Raw genomic sequence first — 16,682 nt, forward strand, 5'->3', positions numbered from 1 at the left:
GACTTCAGTTTTTTGTTACAGATTTAGGTGAATCAATACTTGCATCCCTTATTACAAAAGGTCACTCAGGACTAAAGTCTTTACAAAATCTCAAACCCAAAATTCAAAATAGAGTGGACGGGAACAATCCAAAATCTAAAATCCAAAATCTAAAATTGAGCGACTGTACTTGTGAAATAGTTTTCAGGAGGACAAATTTATGGTAGTTATATGCGGTGACAATCTCGATAATTTGCTAACCGATGAAATTGGCGATGATTCCCTGTGCGGGCTGGGAGGGAATGATACTCTATCTGGTTTGGGTGGTAATGACACTTTAGATGGCGGAGAAGGAAATGATAGTCTTGCAGGTGGAGTCGGTAGCGATCGCCTTTTGGGCTAGTCTGGTAACGACAGTCTCAGCGGTGACGAAGGCAATGACAAACTTGAAGGAGGTGCCGGCAATGATTTTATTGAGGGTGGCGAAGGCGCGGATTTAATCAGAGGAGAAGACAATAATGATAGTATCTTGGGAGGGTCTGGTAATGACTGTCTTAACGGCGGCAAAGGCAATGATACGGCGCTCGGAGGAGATGGAGACGATCGCTTGTTTGGTGGCAGCAACAACGACTTTTTAATGGGCGGCAAAGGTAACGATCGCCTGTTTGGAGAAGGTGGCAATGACACTCTAACAGGTGACTTAGATAATGGCTACATCAACGCCAATGCAGGAGACGATTTGCTGGAGGGAAATCAAGGCAGCGACACCCTGATTGGCGGGCCAGGTAATGACATCATATCGGGTTACAGCTTTTCATCAACTGGAGAACAAATCGATCATTTAATTGGGCCAAGTGAAGCTGACATATTTGTTCTCGGTTCATTAAATGCCAGTCCTTACCTCTTCTATAGCGGTGAAGGTCGCCATGTCATTATTCAGGATTTTAACCGAGGCGAAGGCGACAAAATCCAAGTCGTTGGTTTCGTACAAGATCGTAACGGTTCTCGTTTTTTCTCTTACCGATTTGAATCTTATGAAGACGGTATGAGACAGGGAACTCGGATATTGGCCGGATCGGATTTAATCGCCGATGTTGAAAATATTACTGATGTGAATCTATCAGATTGCGCGATCGTTTCGACTGGGTTTACACCGCCATCGCGAGACTTTCCACCCTTCCCGTCTCTTCCTGAAATTCCCTTTCCGATACCGCCGCTGCCCTCTCCTTTCTCGCCAATGCTGCCACTTTTTGTGGAAAGTTTGCCTTCTTTTCAATTGTGATAGGAGTTTTTACGGATGGGGGCAATCACCGACTTTTTTTACGGAAATACGCAGGTTGCAGCCAGCAGATGCTGTTAGAAAGGACTGAAGTCCTTACTACAAAACAAGATTCGGTTGTACGATCCAACCGGTTCGGGTTACTCGACTGACATTGAGGGCGTTTGGGGCAGAAAGTGAAGTTTTATGATCGAGATGAAATTTGGCCTCTCCCGGCAAACCTGTTTCCGGCTCGGACTGCTTCCTGTAGCTCAGCCCTCCCCGCATACGAGCTTGGGCGGATGTTGAGATTCCTAAAAAAGCCTTTTAAGTGTCCAAAAAGCGATCGCGTGCGTGAAAATTGCACGGCAATTATGTTACATTTTTTATCACAGTCTGGAATTCGATCGGGCAACGCCAGCGAGTAGGGACAAGCCACCGCTTAGTTTCCCAGGGCTTGCAGGCGATCGCACAATAGAGTTCCTTTCGTCAGCTCCAAATTTAAAAAATAGCCTCAGGCATTTGCTAGTAAAAGCAAGCTGCTCGGCGCGGGGCGACAAAAAACCTTGTGGCTGCTGCCCTGAACCTCAACCACAGCAATATTCTTTTAGGAATTCTGGCTCCATGTTTTCTAAACAAATCACCGACTCAAAAACCTACCAGTGGTTTGAGGAACGCCTGGAAATTCAGGCGCTCGCCGATGACATCACTACAAAGTATGTACCCCCGCACGTCAATATTTTTTACTGCTTGGGCGGAATTACTTTAGTTTGCTTTCTGATCCAGTTTGCCACCGGCTTCGCCATGACTTTCTATTACCGTCCCACGGTAGCAGAAGCTTTTTCTTCAGTGCAATACCTGATGACTGAAGTCAACTTCGGCTGGCTGATCCGCTCCATCCACCGCTGGTCTGCCAGCATGATGGTACTGATGATGATTTTGCACACCTTCCGGGTTTACCTGACCGGCGGCTTCAAAAAGCCCCGTGAATTAACATGGGTGACAGGAGTAATCTTGGCAGTCATCACTGTTTCTTTCGGCGTGACCGGCTATTCGCTGCCTTGGGATCAAATTGGTTACTGGGCGGTTAAAATCGTTTCCGGCGTCCCCGAAGCTATCCCGTTTGTCGGTTCTTTGATGGTTGAACTGCTGCGCGGCGGTGTCAGCGTCGGTCAAGGCACTTTGACTCGTTACTACAGCTTGCACACATTTGTGTTGCCTTGGCTGATTGTAGTCTTCATGCTGGCTCACTTCTTGATGATTCGCAAGCAAGGTATCTCTGGCCCGTTGTAAGTTTTGAGTTGTGGGGGCGGTATTTTTTTTGCCCCCCGCTGAATTTTGAGTTGAAAATTCATAATTCATCACTCATGATATTTATTTACGGCTAACACTTCCTGCGATCGCGCCGCTGATTCAAACTAACGAATACAGCGGAATGGCAGCCCCGGGTAAAACTAAAAGGAGAACACTGTTACTATGTCTATTCTCAAAAAACCTGATTTGAGCGATCCCGCGCTCCGCGCTAAGCTCGCTAAGGGCATGGGTCATAACTATTATGGCGAACCAGCTTGGCCTAATGACTTGCTCTACGTTTTCCCTATAGTCATCATGGGAACGTTTGCTCTGTGCGTCGGTTTGGCCGTACTAGACCCGGCTTTGGTTGGGGAACCGGCTAATCCTTTTGCTACTCCGCTGGAAATTCTGCCGGAATGGTATTTGTGGCCTGTGTTCCAACTCCTGCGCGTTTTGCCTAACAAATTGTTGGGTATTGCTTGCATGGCTGGCGTTCCCGTTGGCTTGATTTTGATTCCGTTCATTGAGAGCGTTAACAAGTTCCAAAATCCGTTCCGCCGCCCTGTTGCTACTACTGTTTTCCTCTTGGGAACTGCGGTAACTCTGTGGTTGGGTATTGGTGCTATTTTCCCGATCGACAAATCTTTCACACTGGGTCTTTTCTAAGATTTAAGTTTGCTGGATTTTGACGCCTGCGGGTTTCCTGTAAAGTGCTTTTGTACTGGTGGGAAACTTTAGCGGGCGTCATCTGATTTTAGGTTTTAGATTTTAGGTTTTAGATTTTAGATTTTAGATTTTAGATTGAAGAATTAAGGATTGGGAATTTCAATTGGTTGAAGAATTGAAGAAGTGAAGAATTGGGGATTTGGGATTTGGGATTTGGGATTTTTAGCTCTATTATTTAATATTACTCAGTAATTAATTCTCTGATTTTATTCAATTAAATTCAGAAGGAGACAGAAGCCTAAAATATTATATCTAAATATATAAACCCAAACAAAACCATAGTATTTGGTCGGGGCGAGTTCCTGTAAATATCTACGGTTAGGTGCGGGTCTCAGAGATGGGGGCCAATACTTTACATGCAGAAAGTAGATCTACTTACCAGCAATCGTTAAAAATTCCACTCAATCTCCGGGAAAAGGCTAGACTTGGGCGCAGACATATTCAGTAAAACTATATCTATATTGCCACTGCGTTTACAAATAAAGATGGCTATAGTTATACTTACTGATTTTGGCATTTAAGTGGGATTCAATACCCGCTCAATTGCCGCTCAATACCCTCTTACTGCTAACTGCAAAGCGGGTTATGGCGAGGGATTCTCGGAGGAATTATGATGAACCTAAATTTAGATACTATTTTCTCATCGCTGATGAACCCGGCACTGAATGAGTTTCAGGCTTGGGCTTTGCAAAACCCGGAAGAAAGTCTCAGCAAAACGATGCTACCGCCGATCGCCCTGATTGAGGGTTTGATTGCCAACGAACCCACATATTTGCCACTAAAACGGCTGGCTTTCGGAGCCAATTTTTGCTGCGCCGGCCAAGTCGTGATGGGAGAGTTTGACACCCTGGAAAAAGCACTCACATCGCCCCAGGCGCGCGGATGGCGGCTTGGTACTTCTGTACTCGATCCCGATGGCGCGCCAAACCAAGATGTCGGCGGCAGAAACCTTTTTCTACTGTCTTTGTCCGATCGCGAAACTGACGGTAGCAGCAACCACGCAGCATTCCGAAGCTGTATGCAGAAATATCTCTTCAACAGTGCCACAACGGATCGCCAGGGAGACGAAATCAGCAGACGGTTGCTCGATCGGCTAGCCGCAGATTATGCCGAGATGTCGCACGGTGCGGGGGGAGCGTTTTTTAGCGATGTCAAGCGGGGTTGGATGGGATTTTTAGTCCGATATCTGCACTACGTCATCTTTGGGATTAATCCAGACGATTTAGAGTCGATCGAACTTCTCACCGAATTGCATTACACTCGCCAAAGCCCGCTGCACTACTTCGCCGTCATCGGCAACCTGCTGCAAAGCCTGAACCTGTTTGGACACGGGGATTTGTCCACTCTAATCGAGCGTGCAGCGACTATCTATGAAAATTCCCCCGCTTTAGCCGACTTCCAGGAGAGCTCGGAAAACAACGGCATGACTAAGCGGGAATTGGGGAAGCTGATGACATCGATTATGGGGATAGCGGGACTGCAAGGCCCCCTGCACCTAGGCAACACGGCAATGGGATACCGCCGTCTCCCCGCCTATAAAGGACAGCAGACGGCCGAAATTAACCCGACTGATTTTTGGGATCAGCTCGATTTGGACGATCGCCAGTCGATCGAGCTGTTCCTCCTGGAATGCGCCCGCCTCTGGGCCCCGGTCAGCGCCACGCACCGAGTCGCCACAGAGCCATTCACCGCAACGGTAGCGGGCAAAGAGCGCACTTTCCCTGCCGGAACCAAGGTACTGATACCGCTCAGCCTGGGGCTGCTAGACGGCAGTTTCTGGGGATCTACGGTATACGAATTCAACCCTAAGCGGGAGAATCTGTGCCCTTTTCATATGGGATTTCATTCGGTGGGCGATCGTAGCGCAGGACGGATTTGCCCGGGTAAAGACATCGCACTCAAGATGCTCGTGGATGTCGTGAGTACGGTAGGCAAAGTGCGACAAGCCTCTGAGCCTAACTTGCGGCGGTAATTAATCCAAAAGCTCGATCGCAGATATCGGGTAGGGACTTAGGCACTCGCGGTGTCTAAAGCTGTATTTCATCCGATTGAAAACAGCTATAAGACTGGGCGGTTGAAACCGATCCTATCCAAACTACCGATTGATCGACTAAGAAATCAAGGGGGTATCTAATAGAAACCAAAACTCAACTATTGTGAGGATAAATAATACCATGTTAATCGAACAAAAGCAACTAAAAGACATCGCGAATTGGATGAAAGTGGAACATCCAGCCGAGTTACCCGAAGTCCTGCAAGGTATCTTTTTTATGGACGGGAATGTTTTACCAGACGATTGTCTGACTATGTACAGTTCAGACTGGAATGCTGGCGAACGGACGTTATTGCTGCGCGTTTTTGACCCTGTAATCTGGACATTTCATTCATCAATGGCAGGACGGATGTTACTTTATTTAGTCAAATTTTCTCGGATCACTTACTTGTTCCGATTCTCGGATGCAACTTTGCAGCACGGGCACATTACGCCGATAGTGTTTGGATTCTCTGTGCCGCAGTGGCTTGTAGATTTTTTGATCGATCGAGATCCGAATACTCCGAATGGAGATATCTGGCATCGCACAAACTCGTTTTTCGGCAGACCTGCTGACAGCGGATATACACTCCGCAGGATTGTAGACAAAGATGGGAACTACACATCAGCTTTTCCAGATATGCTGTCTAAGGTTGAGAGTGATTGTTTAATTATTGCCAAAGAGTGAAAATATTTAGGAAAACTACAAAACCCGCTTAATTAGGCGGGTTTTGTCGCTCAAAGTGGGGGCGTTTGAACCGACGACCTATACCATGCCAAGTTTGATGTGATATCGTTTCCGGTTGCATCGGCATAATAAAATCGAGTCAACAGTTAACACTCAACCATTCAGTTTTTCGACCCCGAGTCATATCAACTGCGGTAGCATCGGAATTAATATTACCCACCGGTTGGACAGGGCGCCGTGCAACCGAAAACGATATTACTTCTGGCTCATCAGAGTTTATTTGCCATGATTATACAGCGTATTCCACGTTCATAAAGTAGTAGGGAAAAGGCAATGCCTTTTCCCTACGGGGATTCATGGATCAGGGGTTTACTTCACAAACAACCTGGAATCTGCAGTAAGATGTTTGGTTTCACCCTTTTTTTATTTGCCAACAGTCTCTTAATCCATCGTCCCTACAATATTCTCACCTAATTAATTAGCTCGATCGCACTAGAGGAGTGCAAAATCTGTGGCAGTAATCACGCTTGCAGGCACATTGTTGAGAGTTGCCAAAAGTTGCCCGGAACCAGTAACTCGGATGAGAGTTGAACTATTCTCGGCAACAATGCTTAGTTGGGAGAAATCCAGACCACCCATTAAGCCGATCGAATCGATACCGTATTGAAAGTCTAAAATAGTCTCGCTGCCGAGGTCTTGACCCAACATAAATCGATCGTTTCCGGTGCCTCCAATCAGAGTATCATTACCTTGATCTCCAAACAAGAAGTCGTCCCCAGCACTGCCAAGCAAACTATCCTCATCCTTACCGCCGTAAAGAGTATCGTTCCCGACCTCCCCATTGACAGTATCCTGACCTTCATTGCCAAACAGGAAATCGTTGCCCAAACCGCCGCATATTTGGTCTTGTCCGCCAGCAGAACCAATGGGAAGAGGGCTACCAATATCCCCGTACACTGTATCTTCCCCCTCGCCACCGCAGATAGTATCACTTCCTTCATCGCCAAACAGCAGGTTGCTGCCCAATTCGCCGAAAACTAAGTCATCGCCCTTGCCGCCACGCACTGTATCATCACCGTCACCGCTGGCGATCGTATCTTGATTTTTCTCCCCGCTGAGGAAGTCATCGCCCGCAAAACCGAACACCAAATCGTTGCCCGTCAAATCGGGGTCGAAGGGGTTAATAGTTCCCCCGTAGATAATATCGTTACCCTGGTCGCCAATTAAAGTATCGCTCTCCTGGTCGCCAAAAATAATGTCGTCATCTTTGCCGCCGTAAACAACATCTTCGTTCTTGCCCGCAAAGATTAAATCATCTCCAGCAACCCCGTTGAGGTAATCATTACCCTCATTGCCAAACAGCAAGTCGCTGTCTATATCTGGGCCAACCGGGAAAGCACTGTTAAGTCCCCCGTAAATATTATCATTGCCCCGCAACCCTGCCAACAAATCCTCGCCATTAAAGCCGTTGATTTCGTCACCGTTATTAGTGGCGAGAATAGTGTCGTTGCCATTAGTACCGTTGCGCGTATTAGTGACAGAACTCGGGGCACGAACACTACCAATGCTGGGTAAAACAATTTGTTCACAAATGCAGTCAGCATCTTGTCCTTCTTGCGGTGGTAGTGGCGTTGGTGTTGGTGTTGGTATTGGTGTTGGTTGCACTTGGGCGAAGGAATTCCCAAAGTTAATATTGCTAACATTAGTGCCGCTGACAGCAATAATATCAGCAGGATTGGCAGTAGTTTGCGTCCAACCAGGTTGATTTACTTCCCGAACTCGATAAGTTCCCGGTCTTAGATTAGGGAAACTGTAGCCGCCCAAACTATCAGTTGAAGTGTTAACTTCTCCAGCATCTAAAGAGTTATTGCTGTTAGCGTCAAGGAAGATTTGCCAGTTCGGCAAGAGCGGTTCTTGAGTGTCCAAAACCCCATTGTTATTGAGGTCATTAAACTTGCTGCCGCTAATGCTAATATTTTGGAAATTGCCGAAATTAATTCCACTACGACTTTCGCCACTGCCCAGATTAACGGCCGCCGGATTAGCAGTAGTTTGCGTCCAGCCAGTCTGCTGCACTTCCCGCACATTGTAGGTGCCGGGATTGAGGTTGTTGAAACTGTAATTACCCGAATTGTTAGTGGTAACAGTAGTTTCGCCCGAATCTAAAGAGTTGTTTCCGTTGGCATCGAGGAAAATTTGCCATCCCGAAAGACCAGTTTCCTCCGCATCCCGAGTACCGTTGCCGTTGCCGTCGTTGAATTTAAGACCGCTGATGCTGCTTTGTGGGACGGGAGTCGGAGGCTGAGGGGGAGTCGGAGGCAGAGGCGACGTTGGTGTTGGTGTTGGTGTTGGCGGGACTGCTTGGTTGCCGAAATTGGCAGTGGAAGTTTGACCTGGATCTAACGGAACCGTTCGCGGGTTAGGGGTGGTTGCCGTAAAACCTGTCGGCACCACTTCCCCAACGTTGTAAGTGCCTGTTTGCAGGTTGGGGAAGCTGTAGCTGCCATCGGTACCGGTAGTAACTTGGGTTTCTCCAGTGTCTGAAGTGCCGTTGTTGTTAGTGTCAAGGAAAATCGTGACGCCAGGGATGCCAATTTCTCCGGTATCTTGAGTGCCGTTACCGTTGGTGTCGTTGAATTTAAGGCCAGTTATGGTACCCGTCTGGAGGCTATTGCCGAAATTAACTGTAGCAGGAGTAGTTTGACCTGCTGCCAGCGTCACTGAAACCGGATTGGGAGTAGTTGGCTGGCTGAATGACGGTACAACTTCCCGAACGTTGTAAGTGGCTGCAGGCAAGTTGGGGAAATTGAAGCCGCCGTTAGCATCGGTAGTTGCCGAAGTTTCTGTGGCATCGAGAATGCCGTCGTTGTTAGTGTCGAGGAAAACAGTGACTCCGGCAACACCAAGTTCTCCGGCTGCTTGAGTGCCGTTGCCGTCAAGGTCGTTAAATTTTATACCAGTAATGCTGCTGAGTACAGCGGGTATGGTTTGGTTGCCGAAATTCACCGTAGCAGGAGTAGTTTGGCCTGCTGCCAGCGTGACTGTAACTGGATTGGGAGTAGTTGGCTGGCTGTTTGGCGGCACGACTTCCCGGACGTTGTAAGTACCGGAGGCCAAGTTGGGGAAAGTGAAGCTGCCGTTAGCATCGCTGGTTGCCGAAGTTTCTGTGGCACCGAGAATGCCGTCGTTGTTAGTGTCGAGGAAAACAGTGACTCCGGGCACACCAACTTCTCCGGCTGCTTGAGTGCCGTTGCCGTCAATGTCGTTAAATTTGATGCCGGCGATCGTACTCAGCGGTACTGGTATTGCTTGGTTGCCGAAATTAACTGTAGCAGGAGTAGTTTGAGCTGCTGCCAGCGTCACTGCAACCGGGTTAACCGTAGTTATTTGGCTTCCCGCCGGTACAACCTCCCGGACGTTGTAAGTGCCGGCAGGCAAGTTGCCGAAAGTGAAACTGCCGTCAGCCGCGGTAGTTGCGGAAGTTTCGCCGGCACTGAGAACGCCGTCACCGTTGGTGTCGAGGAAAACTGTAACTCCGGGAACGCCAAGTTCTCCGGCAGCTTGAGTGCCGTTGCCGTCAATGTCGTTAAATTTGATGCCGGTGATGGTACTCAGCGGTACGACAACGGGAACAGGCTGTGCGGAAAATTCCGAAGTGTTGCCGGCGGCCTCGGTTGCTGTCGCGGTGATTAATTGGCCTGCGGTGACTGCTGCTGGAAAAGTTTGATTGAAAGCAACGTTGCCTGCAGCGTCAGTGGTTACCGGGATAGAAGCAATTAAGGTTTGACCTTGGGTTCCGGGGGGATTGTTGGCAAAAAATTGGAGGGTGAACGGGGTACTGGGAGTGCTGTTGTAAGTACCCGCTACAGTGACGCTGCCAGCGCTGGCGGTAGCGGTAGTGAGTACGGGGGTGTTTTGGAGGTTGTTAGCTCCTGTGTCGGCGTCGCCTGCATCGTTGGCGGTGATGCCGTTGTTGCCGAGGTCGATGCCTAAGCCAAGGTTGGCGAAGATGGAGTTGTTTTGGATGCTATTGCCGGTACCGGAATTAACTGTGACCCCAGCTATAGCGTTATTGGCTATAGTATTCCCTAGGCCAGGTGCTGTGCCGCCGATCGCATTATTGGAAGAGTCAACCAATACCCCAGGAGCGTTATTCGCCACTGCGGTAGTGCCGTCGGTTCCGACGCCGATGAAGTTTCCCCGTAGAAAGTTACCTGTAGCCCCGGCATTAATGATGACACCGCTACTGCTATTGCCAGAAATGACGTTGCGCTCGCCTGCCGTCGAGTCCCCGCCAATTGTATTGTTGGTGGCATTCGCAGTTATGGCAACGCCAAAACCGCCGTTGGCGATGGCTGCGGTACCTGCGCTATTGGTGCCGATGAAATTACCTCGCACAGTGTTCCCTGTGGCACCGACACCCGAGATGCTTGTGCCACTGCCAACATTGCCAGAAATAATGTTGCGAACCGCTGCTGTATTGCCACCGATGGTATTGTTGAGCGCATTGTCTATGATGACGCCTGCACCGTTGCTCAAGGCTGTTCCAGCGGCATTGAGGCCGATGAAATTGGCTTGGACAGCGTTGCTGCTGCTATTGTCAACAATGCTGATGCCGCTGTTAGCATTACCGGAAATGACGTTGCCAGCGCCTGTTACACTACCGCCAATCGTATTATTGTTTGCGCCTCCCTGGACAGCTACGCCCACACTATTTGCCACTGCATTGGTACCGCTGACATCTGTACCGATGTAGTTGCCTAGGAGTTGGTTGTTGATAGCTGCCGTGCCAGCAATGACTGCCCCAGTACCGTTACCAGAAATAATATTGCGGGCAGCCACCGTGCTGCCCCCAACTATATTATTAGTTGCGTCTTGGATAACTACTCCGGCACCGATGTTGGCTACTGCCGCCGTGCCCGCTGCATTAGTGCCGATGAAGTTGCCCAGTACAAAGTTGCTCCCGCCAGCAATGATGACACCGAAAGTAGTATTGCCGGAAATGACATTGCGATCGGCCACCGGGTTAGGCCCGCCAATTATGTTACCGGTCGCACCGGACTGAATGACGAGACCAAATACGCCGTTGGGCCTGGGCAGAGTACCCGTGGCATCCAGACCGATGTAATTGCCAGATACTCTGTTCCCATTGCTTTCAACGGAGATGCCTGCGGTGGTGAAGCCATTGATTATTAATCCCCGCACGGTGCTGCCACCGCTACCAGCAGCAAGGATCAGACCGTTTCCAACGGTATTGTTGCCAGATAGCTGGATAAGTGGGATGCCTGCAAATCCAGTCTGCGAGGTACCGTTGATGATTACGGGAGCGGTAATAGGTGGCAAGATTGAGAGGGGTGCGATCGTCTGAACGCCTGCAGCGGGAATGGCAAAGTTAATATTGTGCGGCGGTGCGGCCGCTGCATTCGCATCCGTAATCGCTTGTCGCAGCGAACCCGGCCCAGCATCGTTGATATTAGTAACAGTAAAAGTAGCCAAGGTATGCGCGTAACTTGCCATTACCTCCGGCTCGATCGCCAATCCTGTTTTAATCGCTCCCGTAGCGTATTCAAGTACCCAGTTTCCGCCTTTTTCGGCACTGCCCGTAATATCTGAAGAAGCAGCAATATTAGCTTTTGTTAACTTGCTCAGCTTTTGTACAAAAGCCTCTCCTTTTTCACCTGCTGCTACGTTACATCCGTACAGCAGAATATCAAATCGATTTTTAATTGAGTTGACAGATGACGAAAACCACCGTTTCAAACAGTCGCGATATGTTTCTAAATTCTCGGAATTCAGGATAGTTGGCCCTAGCTGCAAACTTCCCGATTCCCCGTGAGAAATAATGTGAACGCTTTCTATACCTTTGCGACTCTGCAGTGCTTCGGCAATTTGTTCGATGCCGTCCCGCGTGCGATCGACTAAAATTACTTCTGTACCCGTTTTAACTCCGGCGGCCAGACTCGGCCAATCTTCAACTGCTGAATCTACGAATACTATTTGTTGGTTTTTCATAATTACTGTTCCCCCCTGCACCTAGTTAGGTTTTCAAAATGTTGTTTTCGTGCGATGATAGTCGCCACTTCAATTCACCACAAATACGGCTACCACAAAACCCGCCTTCAACTTAGTAAAAGAGTTGTACAGACAAAGCTTTACAATTATCTATTTTTGTGATTCTTGTAAATCTGTTGGAGCTGGAAACTTACTCGATCGCACTTTTTCATTCTCAACTTAAAAAAAGCAGACCCCAGGTACAGCTAGCTTGTTCCCGATTACGTAAATTTTTCAAAAAACGTAAGTATAATTTACACAACTTAATGTTCGGTTTTTTACTAAGTACACTTTTGTGAAAAAGAATCCAACTCTGTATAAGTTCCAAACCCAGAGAGTGGTAGGTATCCAGCAATTCTTCAATCTCAAATCTCCAGTCTCGAATCTCAAACCGCAGGAATGGGATTTTGGCAAATTCAGCGTGTCCCTCATAACATAGAGGAATAGTCGCCTTCATGGCATCATAGAAACTTGTCCCTCACATCATTGAAATCGATGACCCCTCAAAACTCCCCTGTTTCCCCCGTCACTTGGAAAGAAGACAGAGTTCTGCTAATTGACCAAAACCGACTCCCGAAAGAATACGGTGTAGTCGAAATTAGCCGCTGCGAAGATATGGCTGAGGCGATTAAAACTATGATAGTCCGAGGTGCTCCGGCGATCGGGGTAGCAGCAGCCTACGGGATGTATTTGGGGGCGCGAGAAATCGAAACCGGCGATCGTACTGAATTTCTCGCTAAATTAGAACAAGTTGGCGAGTTATTGCGTTCCACTCGTCCCACGGCGGTTAATTTGTTTTGGGCAATATCGCGAATGCTCAAAACTGCCGAGAGAACTAGCGGTTCTGTCGAACAAGTGCAAAAAACTTTGTTAGAAATGGCTAAAACCATTCAAGCAGAAGACTTGCAAACTTGTAAAGATATCGGGGACAAAGGTTTAGAAGTTCTGCCAGCCACACCCGAAAAACTAAACTTACTAACTCACTGCAATGCAGGTGCGTTGGCAACAGCAGGCTACGGTACTGCTTTAGGTGTATTTCGTTCTGCTTGGCGAGAAGGAAGACTCGGAAGAGTTTTTGCAGACGAAACTAGGCCGCGTCTCCAAGGTGCAAAACTGACCACTTGGGAATGCGTGCAAGAAGGAATTCCCGTCACATTAATAGCCGACAATATGGCCGCTCACTGCATGAAACTCGGCATGATTCACGCAGTAGTTGTCGGTGCCGACAGAATCGCTGCTAACGGCGACGCCGCCAATAAAATTGGCACTTACAGTTTAGCAATTGTTGCCAAAGCTCACAACGTCCCGTTTTTTGTCGCCGCTCCTCTGTCAACAATTGATTTTGAACTTTCCGACGGCAGCAAAATCCCCATTGAAGAACGCGATCCAGTTGAAATGTATCAAGTTGGAACTACGCGGATTTGTCCTGTGGGAGTCGAATTTTACAATCCCGCTTTTGACGTAACTCCGGCGGAATTAATCTCAGGAATTATTACAGAACACGGCACGGTTGCTCCTTGGGCGTTGAAACAGTTTCAAGCAAAACAATTAGTTTGATTGTATGTTGCTCAACCGCTCATTCCACCTGTTGCCTGTGACATTAAGCAGGATTCCTAGCAGCCGCAACTGGCAGCTCAAAGTTGCGATCGCAGCTCTAACTCTGCCAGTTGTTTTCAGTCCTGTCTCGGAAGCTCAAGTGTCACAAACGCTTAAAGCTAAGGAATCACAAGCGAAAAAATTTGTGGGTTCGATGAATAAAGCTCAGCAACTTTACTATGCTGAAAAAGCAGGCTTTACAAGTTCTGTTTCCAATCTATTGGTTTATCTCGGTCTCCAAGTTAAACCTAACTCAGCCAGTTACAGCTACTCGATCGGCATGGTGAAAAAAGGTGCTGTATTTAACTACGGAGTATCGAAGCAAGCTAATCTCAAAAGTTTTGTGGGGGGAGTCTTTTTGGTGGGAAATAAGACCCAAACAATCTTGTGTCTAAATGCTGCTCCTGGCAAGACTAAACCAGCTAATCCAACTAATACCAAAGGGGTTTTAGAATGCGCTGCTGGTACAGCAAAAATTGCTCAATAAATTATGTCTAATTTACTTTGTAATTTAGGGTATAATTTGGCAGATAATTGGATAGTAAGCGCCGATTTAGCTAAGCAATTGCTGGAACAAGGAGCTACTTTGCTTGATGCTCGCCAACCTATTTTAAAGTGGTTTGGCCGTCTCCCGCCAGCTATTCCCGTAACTTGGCAGGAATTCTCTCAATCGCACTTTCCCCACAAGGGAAAAATTATCGAAAATAACACACTTTTAACTCAAAAACTGCAAGCAATTGGCATCTGTCAAGACAAACCTGTCATAGTCGTTGCCGATTCGGTGAAAGGGTGGGGCGAAGACGGGCGAATTGTTTGGATGTTGCGGACTTTGGGACACGAAAAAGCCGTTTTTGTAGATGGAGGATATTGCGCTTTAATCAAAGCTGGAATTGATCGAGTAAAATCTGCAAACAATCCACCGAAAACCGGAGATTTTATCGTATCTCGCCGCTCGAATTGGGAAATTGAGCAGGATGAATTGAAAGCGATTTTAGGCAATGCTAATTTAGCAGTTATTGATGCTAGAACACCGCCAGAATATGCAGGTAAAACGCCTTACGGAGAAAAGCGAGGCGGCCACATTCCCGGTGCGATTCACCTCTACTACAAACAGTTAATGGACACACAGGGACAACTGCTGGCTCGCGGGGAAATTGTGGCTATTTTGCAGCAGAAAGGAGTTTCGCAATCCACTCAACTTGTGAGTTATTGCTCCGGGGGAATTCGCTCTGCATGGTTGACTTCAGTGTTGACAAATGCGGGATTTAATGCTAAGAATTATGCAGGTTCAATGTGGGAATGGTCGGCGTCGCCTGCAGATAGTTATCCTTTGTCAGTAATCCTTTCAGGGGCGGGCTAGAAGCCCACCCCACAAGAAAATTTAATGTTTGTGGAACAGGCCGGAAAGCCTGTTCTTGAGAATGGTATCTGAATTCAGATTCAACCTATTAACTACAAACGATCGAGGTTGAGATTATCAACCGACTTGTTCGATATACTGAGCGAGATCGTCGCGCAGGCGGCTGAGTTCGGCTTCGGTGGTCACGCGCACGCGATCGTCCCTAACCGTAATCAGCACTTTCGCAGCAAAAGGAGTTGGCCAGATATTCGGGTTGCAGAAAACTTCTAAAAATACATCTCCTGCATACCGATATTCCATAGGTTTTTGGGGAGAAGCTTTAGCGCCAGCGGTTTTGGCTGCTACAGCTTTCAAGCTTTCCATCAAAGCTGCGATCTCGCTTTGCAAATCCCGCGCGGCTTGCGGGGAAAAGCTAAAGGAGACAGAACCTTCGACTAAATTCAGTGTCAGCGGAGAAATAGGCATGGGCAATGAAATTTAACATACAATTGTTAATGACAAAAGATATAGTAACCCAAAAGAAGTACATTCCAGCTCAATTGGACTGCGAGAATGCTATTAATTAAAATTAATCTCAAGAAGAGCGGCTAAATTAATGAAGATAAATATAGTTGCAAGCTAGATTACGCAATAGTTTTAACCTGTTATGACTTGATAAGCTTTAAACTAGAAACCAGAAAACTTGACGGCCGATCGAGGAGATTTTATGGTTGCCGATAACCGTTCCGAAGTCCGCAAGGTTTTAATAATTACTTTATTGCTAAATTTGCTGGTGATGGCAATTAAAGCAGCGGTGGGATGGCTGACAGGTTCCCTCAGTTTGCTGGCAGATGCTTTGCACAGCGTCACAGACAGCGCTAATAATATTTTAGGATTGGTAACTAATCATTATGCCAATCCGCAGCCCGATCGCGATCATCCCTACGGACACCAGAAATTTGACGCTCTCGGAGCCCTGGGAATTGCTGCGTTTCTGGGAATTGCCTGTTTTGAAATTCTCAGCGGTGCTGTCGAAAGGCTGATTAACGGGGGTAAAATTGTCAAAATATCCCCAAATGAACTGTGGATTTTGCTGATTGTACTGGGGATTAATATTTTTGTCACCTTTTACGAGCGCAGAGTTGGGAAACGCCTTGGTAGCGCGATTTTAGTGGCTGACGCTCAGCACACGATGAGCGATGTTTGGGTGACAATTATGGTCATCGGCGGGTTGATTGGTGTTTGGCAAGGGCAGGTTTGGAATATACCTCAATTACAATCCCTGGATGTGTTTTTGTCTTTTCCTGTGGCTGTTTTGGTATTTAGCAGCGGTTGGAAGGTTTTAACAGAAAATCTGCCTTGGTTGGTGGATGAAATGGCGATCGCACCGGAAGTTATTCACGCGATCGCGATCGATGTACCGGGGGTTGTCAACTGTCACTCGATCGCCTCCCGTGGCGTTGTAGGGCGTCAAGTATTTATTGATATGCACATGATTGTCGATGCTGTCGATGTAGAAACAGCTCACGGGATTACAGAAGAAGTAGAAGCCCGTTTGGAAGAACGTTTCAGCCCTGTACGCATCTTAATTCACGTTGAGCCGCCGACTTACCATTCCGACCAAATTAGCTACGATTCTCAAGAGAAGGAAAAAGTTAAGCGTGAAGTTGGGTAACGGATGAGTGTAACGGATTTAAAGGATGTAACGGATAGACTGAAG

The 16,682-nt window shown here is 47.6% G+C and carries 13 protein-coding genes and 1 pseudogene; 11 read left to right on the top strand and 3 right to left on the bottom strand.

Features of this window, described 5'->3' with window-relative positions; all coding sequences use genetic code 11:
- The first annotated feature begins 199 nt into the window (after positions 1-199).
- The 7 genes and pseudogenes from D0A34_06950 (at position 200) to D0A34_06980 (ending at position 5,976) form a co-directional block, all read left to right on the top strand.
- Entirely contained in the window at positions 200-382 is a 183-nt protein-coding gene (locus tag D0A34_06950; GenBank protein UNU18646.1) for a hypothetical protein, read from the top strand.
- Positions 383-385: 3 nt separating this feature from the next.
- Positions 386-508 (top strand): annotated as a pseudogene (locus tag D0A34_06955) (hypothetical protein).
- Positions 509-1,261, top strand: a complete 753-nt coding sequence (locus D0A34_06960; protein UNU18647.1) for a calcium-binding protein — start codon at positions 509-511, stop codon at positions 1,259-1,261.
- 600 nt (positions 1,262-1,861) lie between these two features.
- A complete protein-coding gene (locus D0A34_06965; GenBank protein UNU18648.1) occupies positions 1,862-2,530 on the top strand; it encodes a cytochrome b6 in 669 nt (222 codons plus the stop codon).
- Positions 2,531-2,713: 183 nt separating this feature from the next.
- On the top strand, positions 2,714-3,196 hold the full coding sequence (locus D0A34_06970) for a cytochrome b6-f complex subunit IV (protein UNU18649.1): 483 nt from the start codon (positions 2,714-2,716) through the stop codon (positions 3,194-3,196).
- Between the two features lie 673 nt (positions 3,197-3,869).
- Positions 3,870-5,228: a cytochrome 450 gene (locus D0A34_06975; protein UNU18650.1), complete on the top strand. Its 1,359-nt coding sequence runs from the start codon at positions 3,870-3,872 to the stop codon at positions 5,226-5,228.
- A 202-nt stretch (positions 5,229-5,430) separates the two neighbouring features.
- Complete coding sequence (locus D0A34_06980) at positions 5,431-5,976, top strand: hypothetical protein (protein ID UNU18651.1); 546 nt, start codon at positions 5,431-5,433, stop codon at positions 5,974-5,976.
- A gap of 492 nt (positions 5,977-6,468) precedes the next feature.
- Here the strand turns inward: D0A34_06980 and D0A34_06985 are convergent, their stop codons facing one another.
- The gene (locus tag D0A34_06985) at positions 6,469-11,988 is read right to left on the bottom strand and encodes a DUF4347 domain-containing protein (GenBank protein UNU18652.1); all 5,520 of its coding nucleotides are present in this window, start codon (positions 11,986-11,988) and stop codon (positions 6,469-6,471) included.
- Positions 11,989-12,202: 214 nt separating this feature from the next.
- The gene (locus D0A34_06990; GenBank protein UNU18653.1) at positions 12,203-12,484 is read right to left on the bottom strand and encodes a hypothetical protein; all 282 of its coding nucleotides are present in this window, start codon (positions 12,482-12,484) and stop codon (positions 12,203-12,205) included.
- Between the two features lie 38 nt (positions 12,485-12,522).
- Here D0A34_06990 and mtnA point away from each other — a divergent pair, with 38 nt between their 5' ends.
- From mtnA to D0A34_07005, 3 genes are read left to right on the top strand one after another with little or no spacing between them, the layout of a single operon-like run.
- Complete coding sequence (mtnA, locus tag D0A34_06995; GenBank protein ID UNU18654.1) at positions 12,523-13,584, top strand: S-methyl-5-thioribose-1-phosphate isomerase; 1,062 nt, start codon at positions 12,523-12,525, stop codon at positions 13,582-13,584.
- A 4-nt stretch (positions 13,585-13,588) separates the two neighbouring features.
- Positions 13,589-14,110, top strand: coding sequence for a hypothetical protein (locus D0A34_07000; protein ID UNU18655.1), 522 nt, complete (start codon positions 13,589-13,591; stop codon positions 14,108-14,110).
- Positions 14,111-14,113: 3 nt separating this feature from the next.
- On the top strand, positions 14,114-14,983 hold the full coding sequence (locus D0A34_07005; protein UNU18656.1) for a sulfurtransferase: 870 nt from the start codon (positions 14,114-14,116) through the stop codon (positions 14,981-14,983).
- A gap of 117 nt (positions 14,984-15,100) precedes the next feature.
- Here the strand turns inward: D0A34_07005 and D0A34_07010 are convergent, their stop codons facing one another.
- Positions 15,101-15,448 carry a hypothetical protein gene (locus tag D0A34_07010; GenBank protein UNU18657.1) on the bottom strand — a complete coding sequence of 116 codons (348 nt, stop codon included), beginning with the start codon at positions 15,446-15,448 and terminating at the stop codon, positions 15,101-15,103.
- A 241-nt stretch (positions 15,449-15,689) separates the two neighbouring features.
- On the opposite strand from D0A34_07010, the gene D0A34_07015 reads away from it, so the two are divergent.
- The gene (locus D0A34_07015; protein UNU18658.1) at positions 15,690-16,637 is read left to right on the top strand and encodes a cation transporter; all 948 of its coding nucleotides are present in this window, start codon (positions 15,690-15,692) and stop codon (positions 16,635-16,637) included.
- Positions 16,638-16,682 lie beyond the last annotated feature (45 nt).

Origin of the sequence: Microcoleus vaginatus PCC 9802 (assembly GCA_022701275.1) — a bacterium.
Taxonomy (GTDB): Bacteria; Cyanobacteriota; Cyanobacteriia; order Cyanobacteriales; family Microcoleaceae; genus Microcoleus; species Microcoleus vaginatus_A.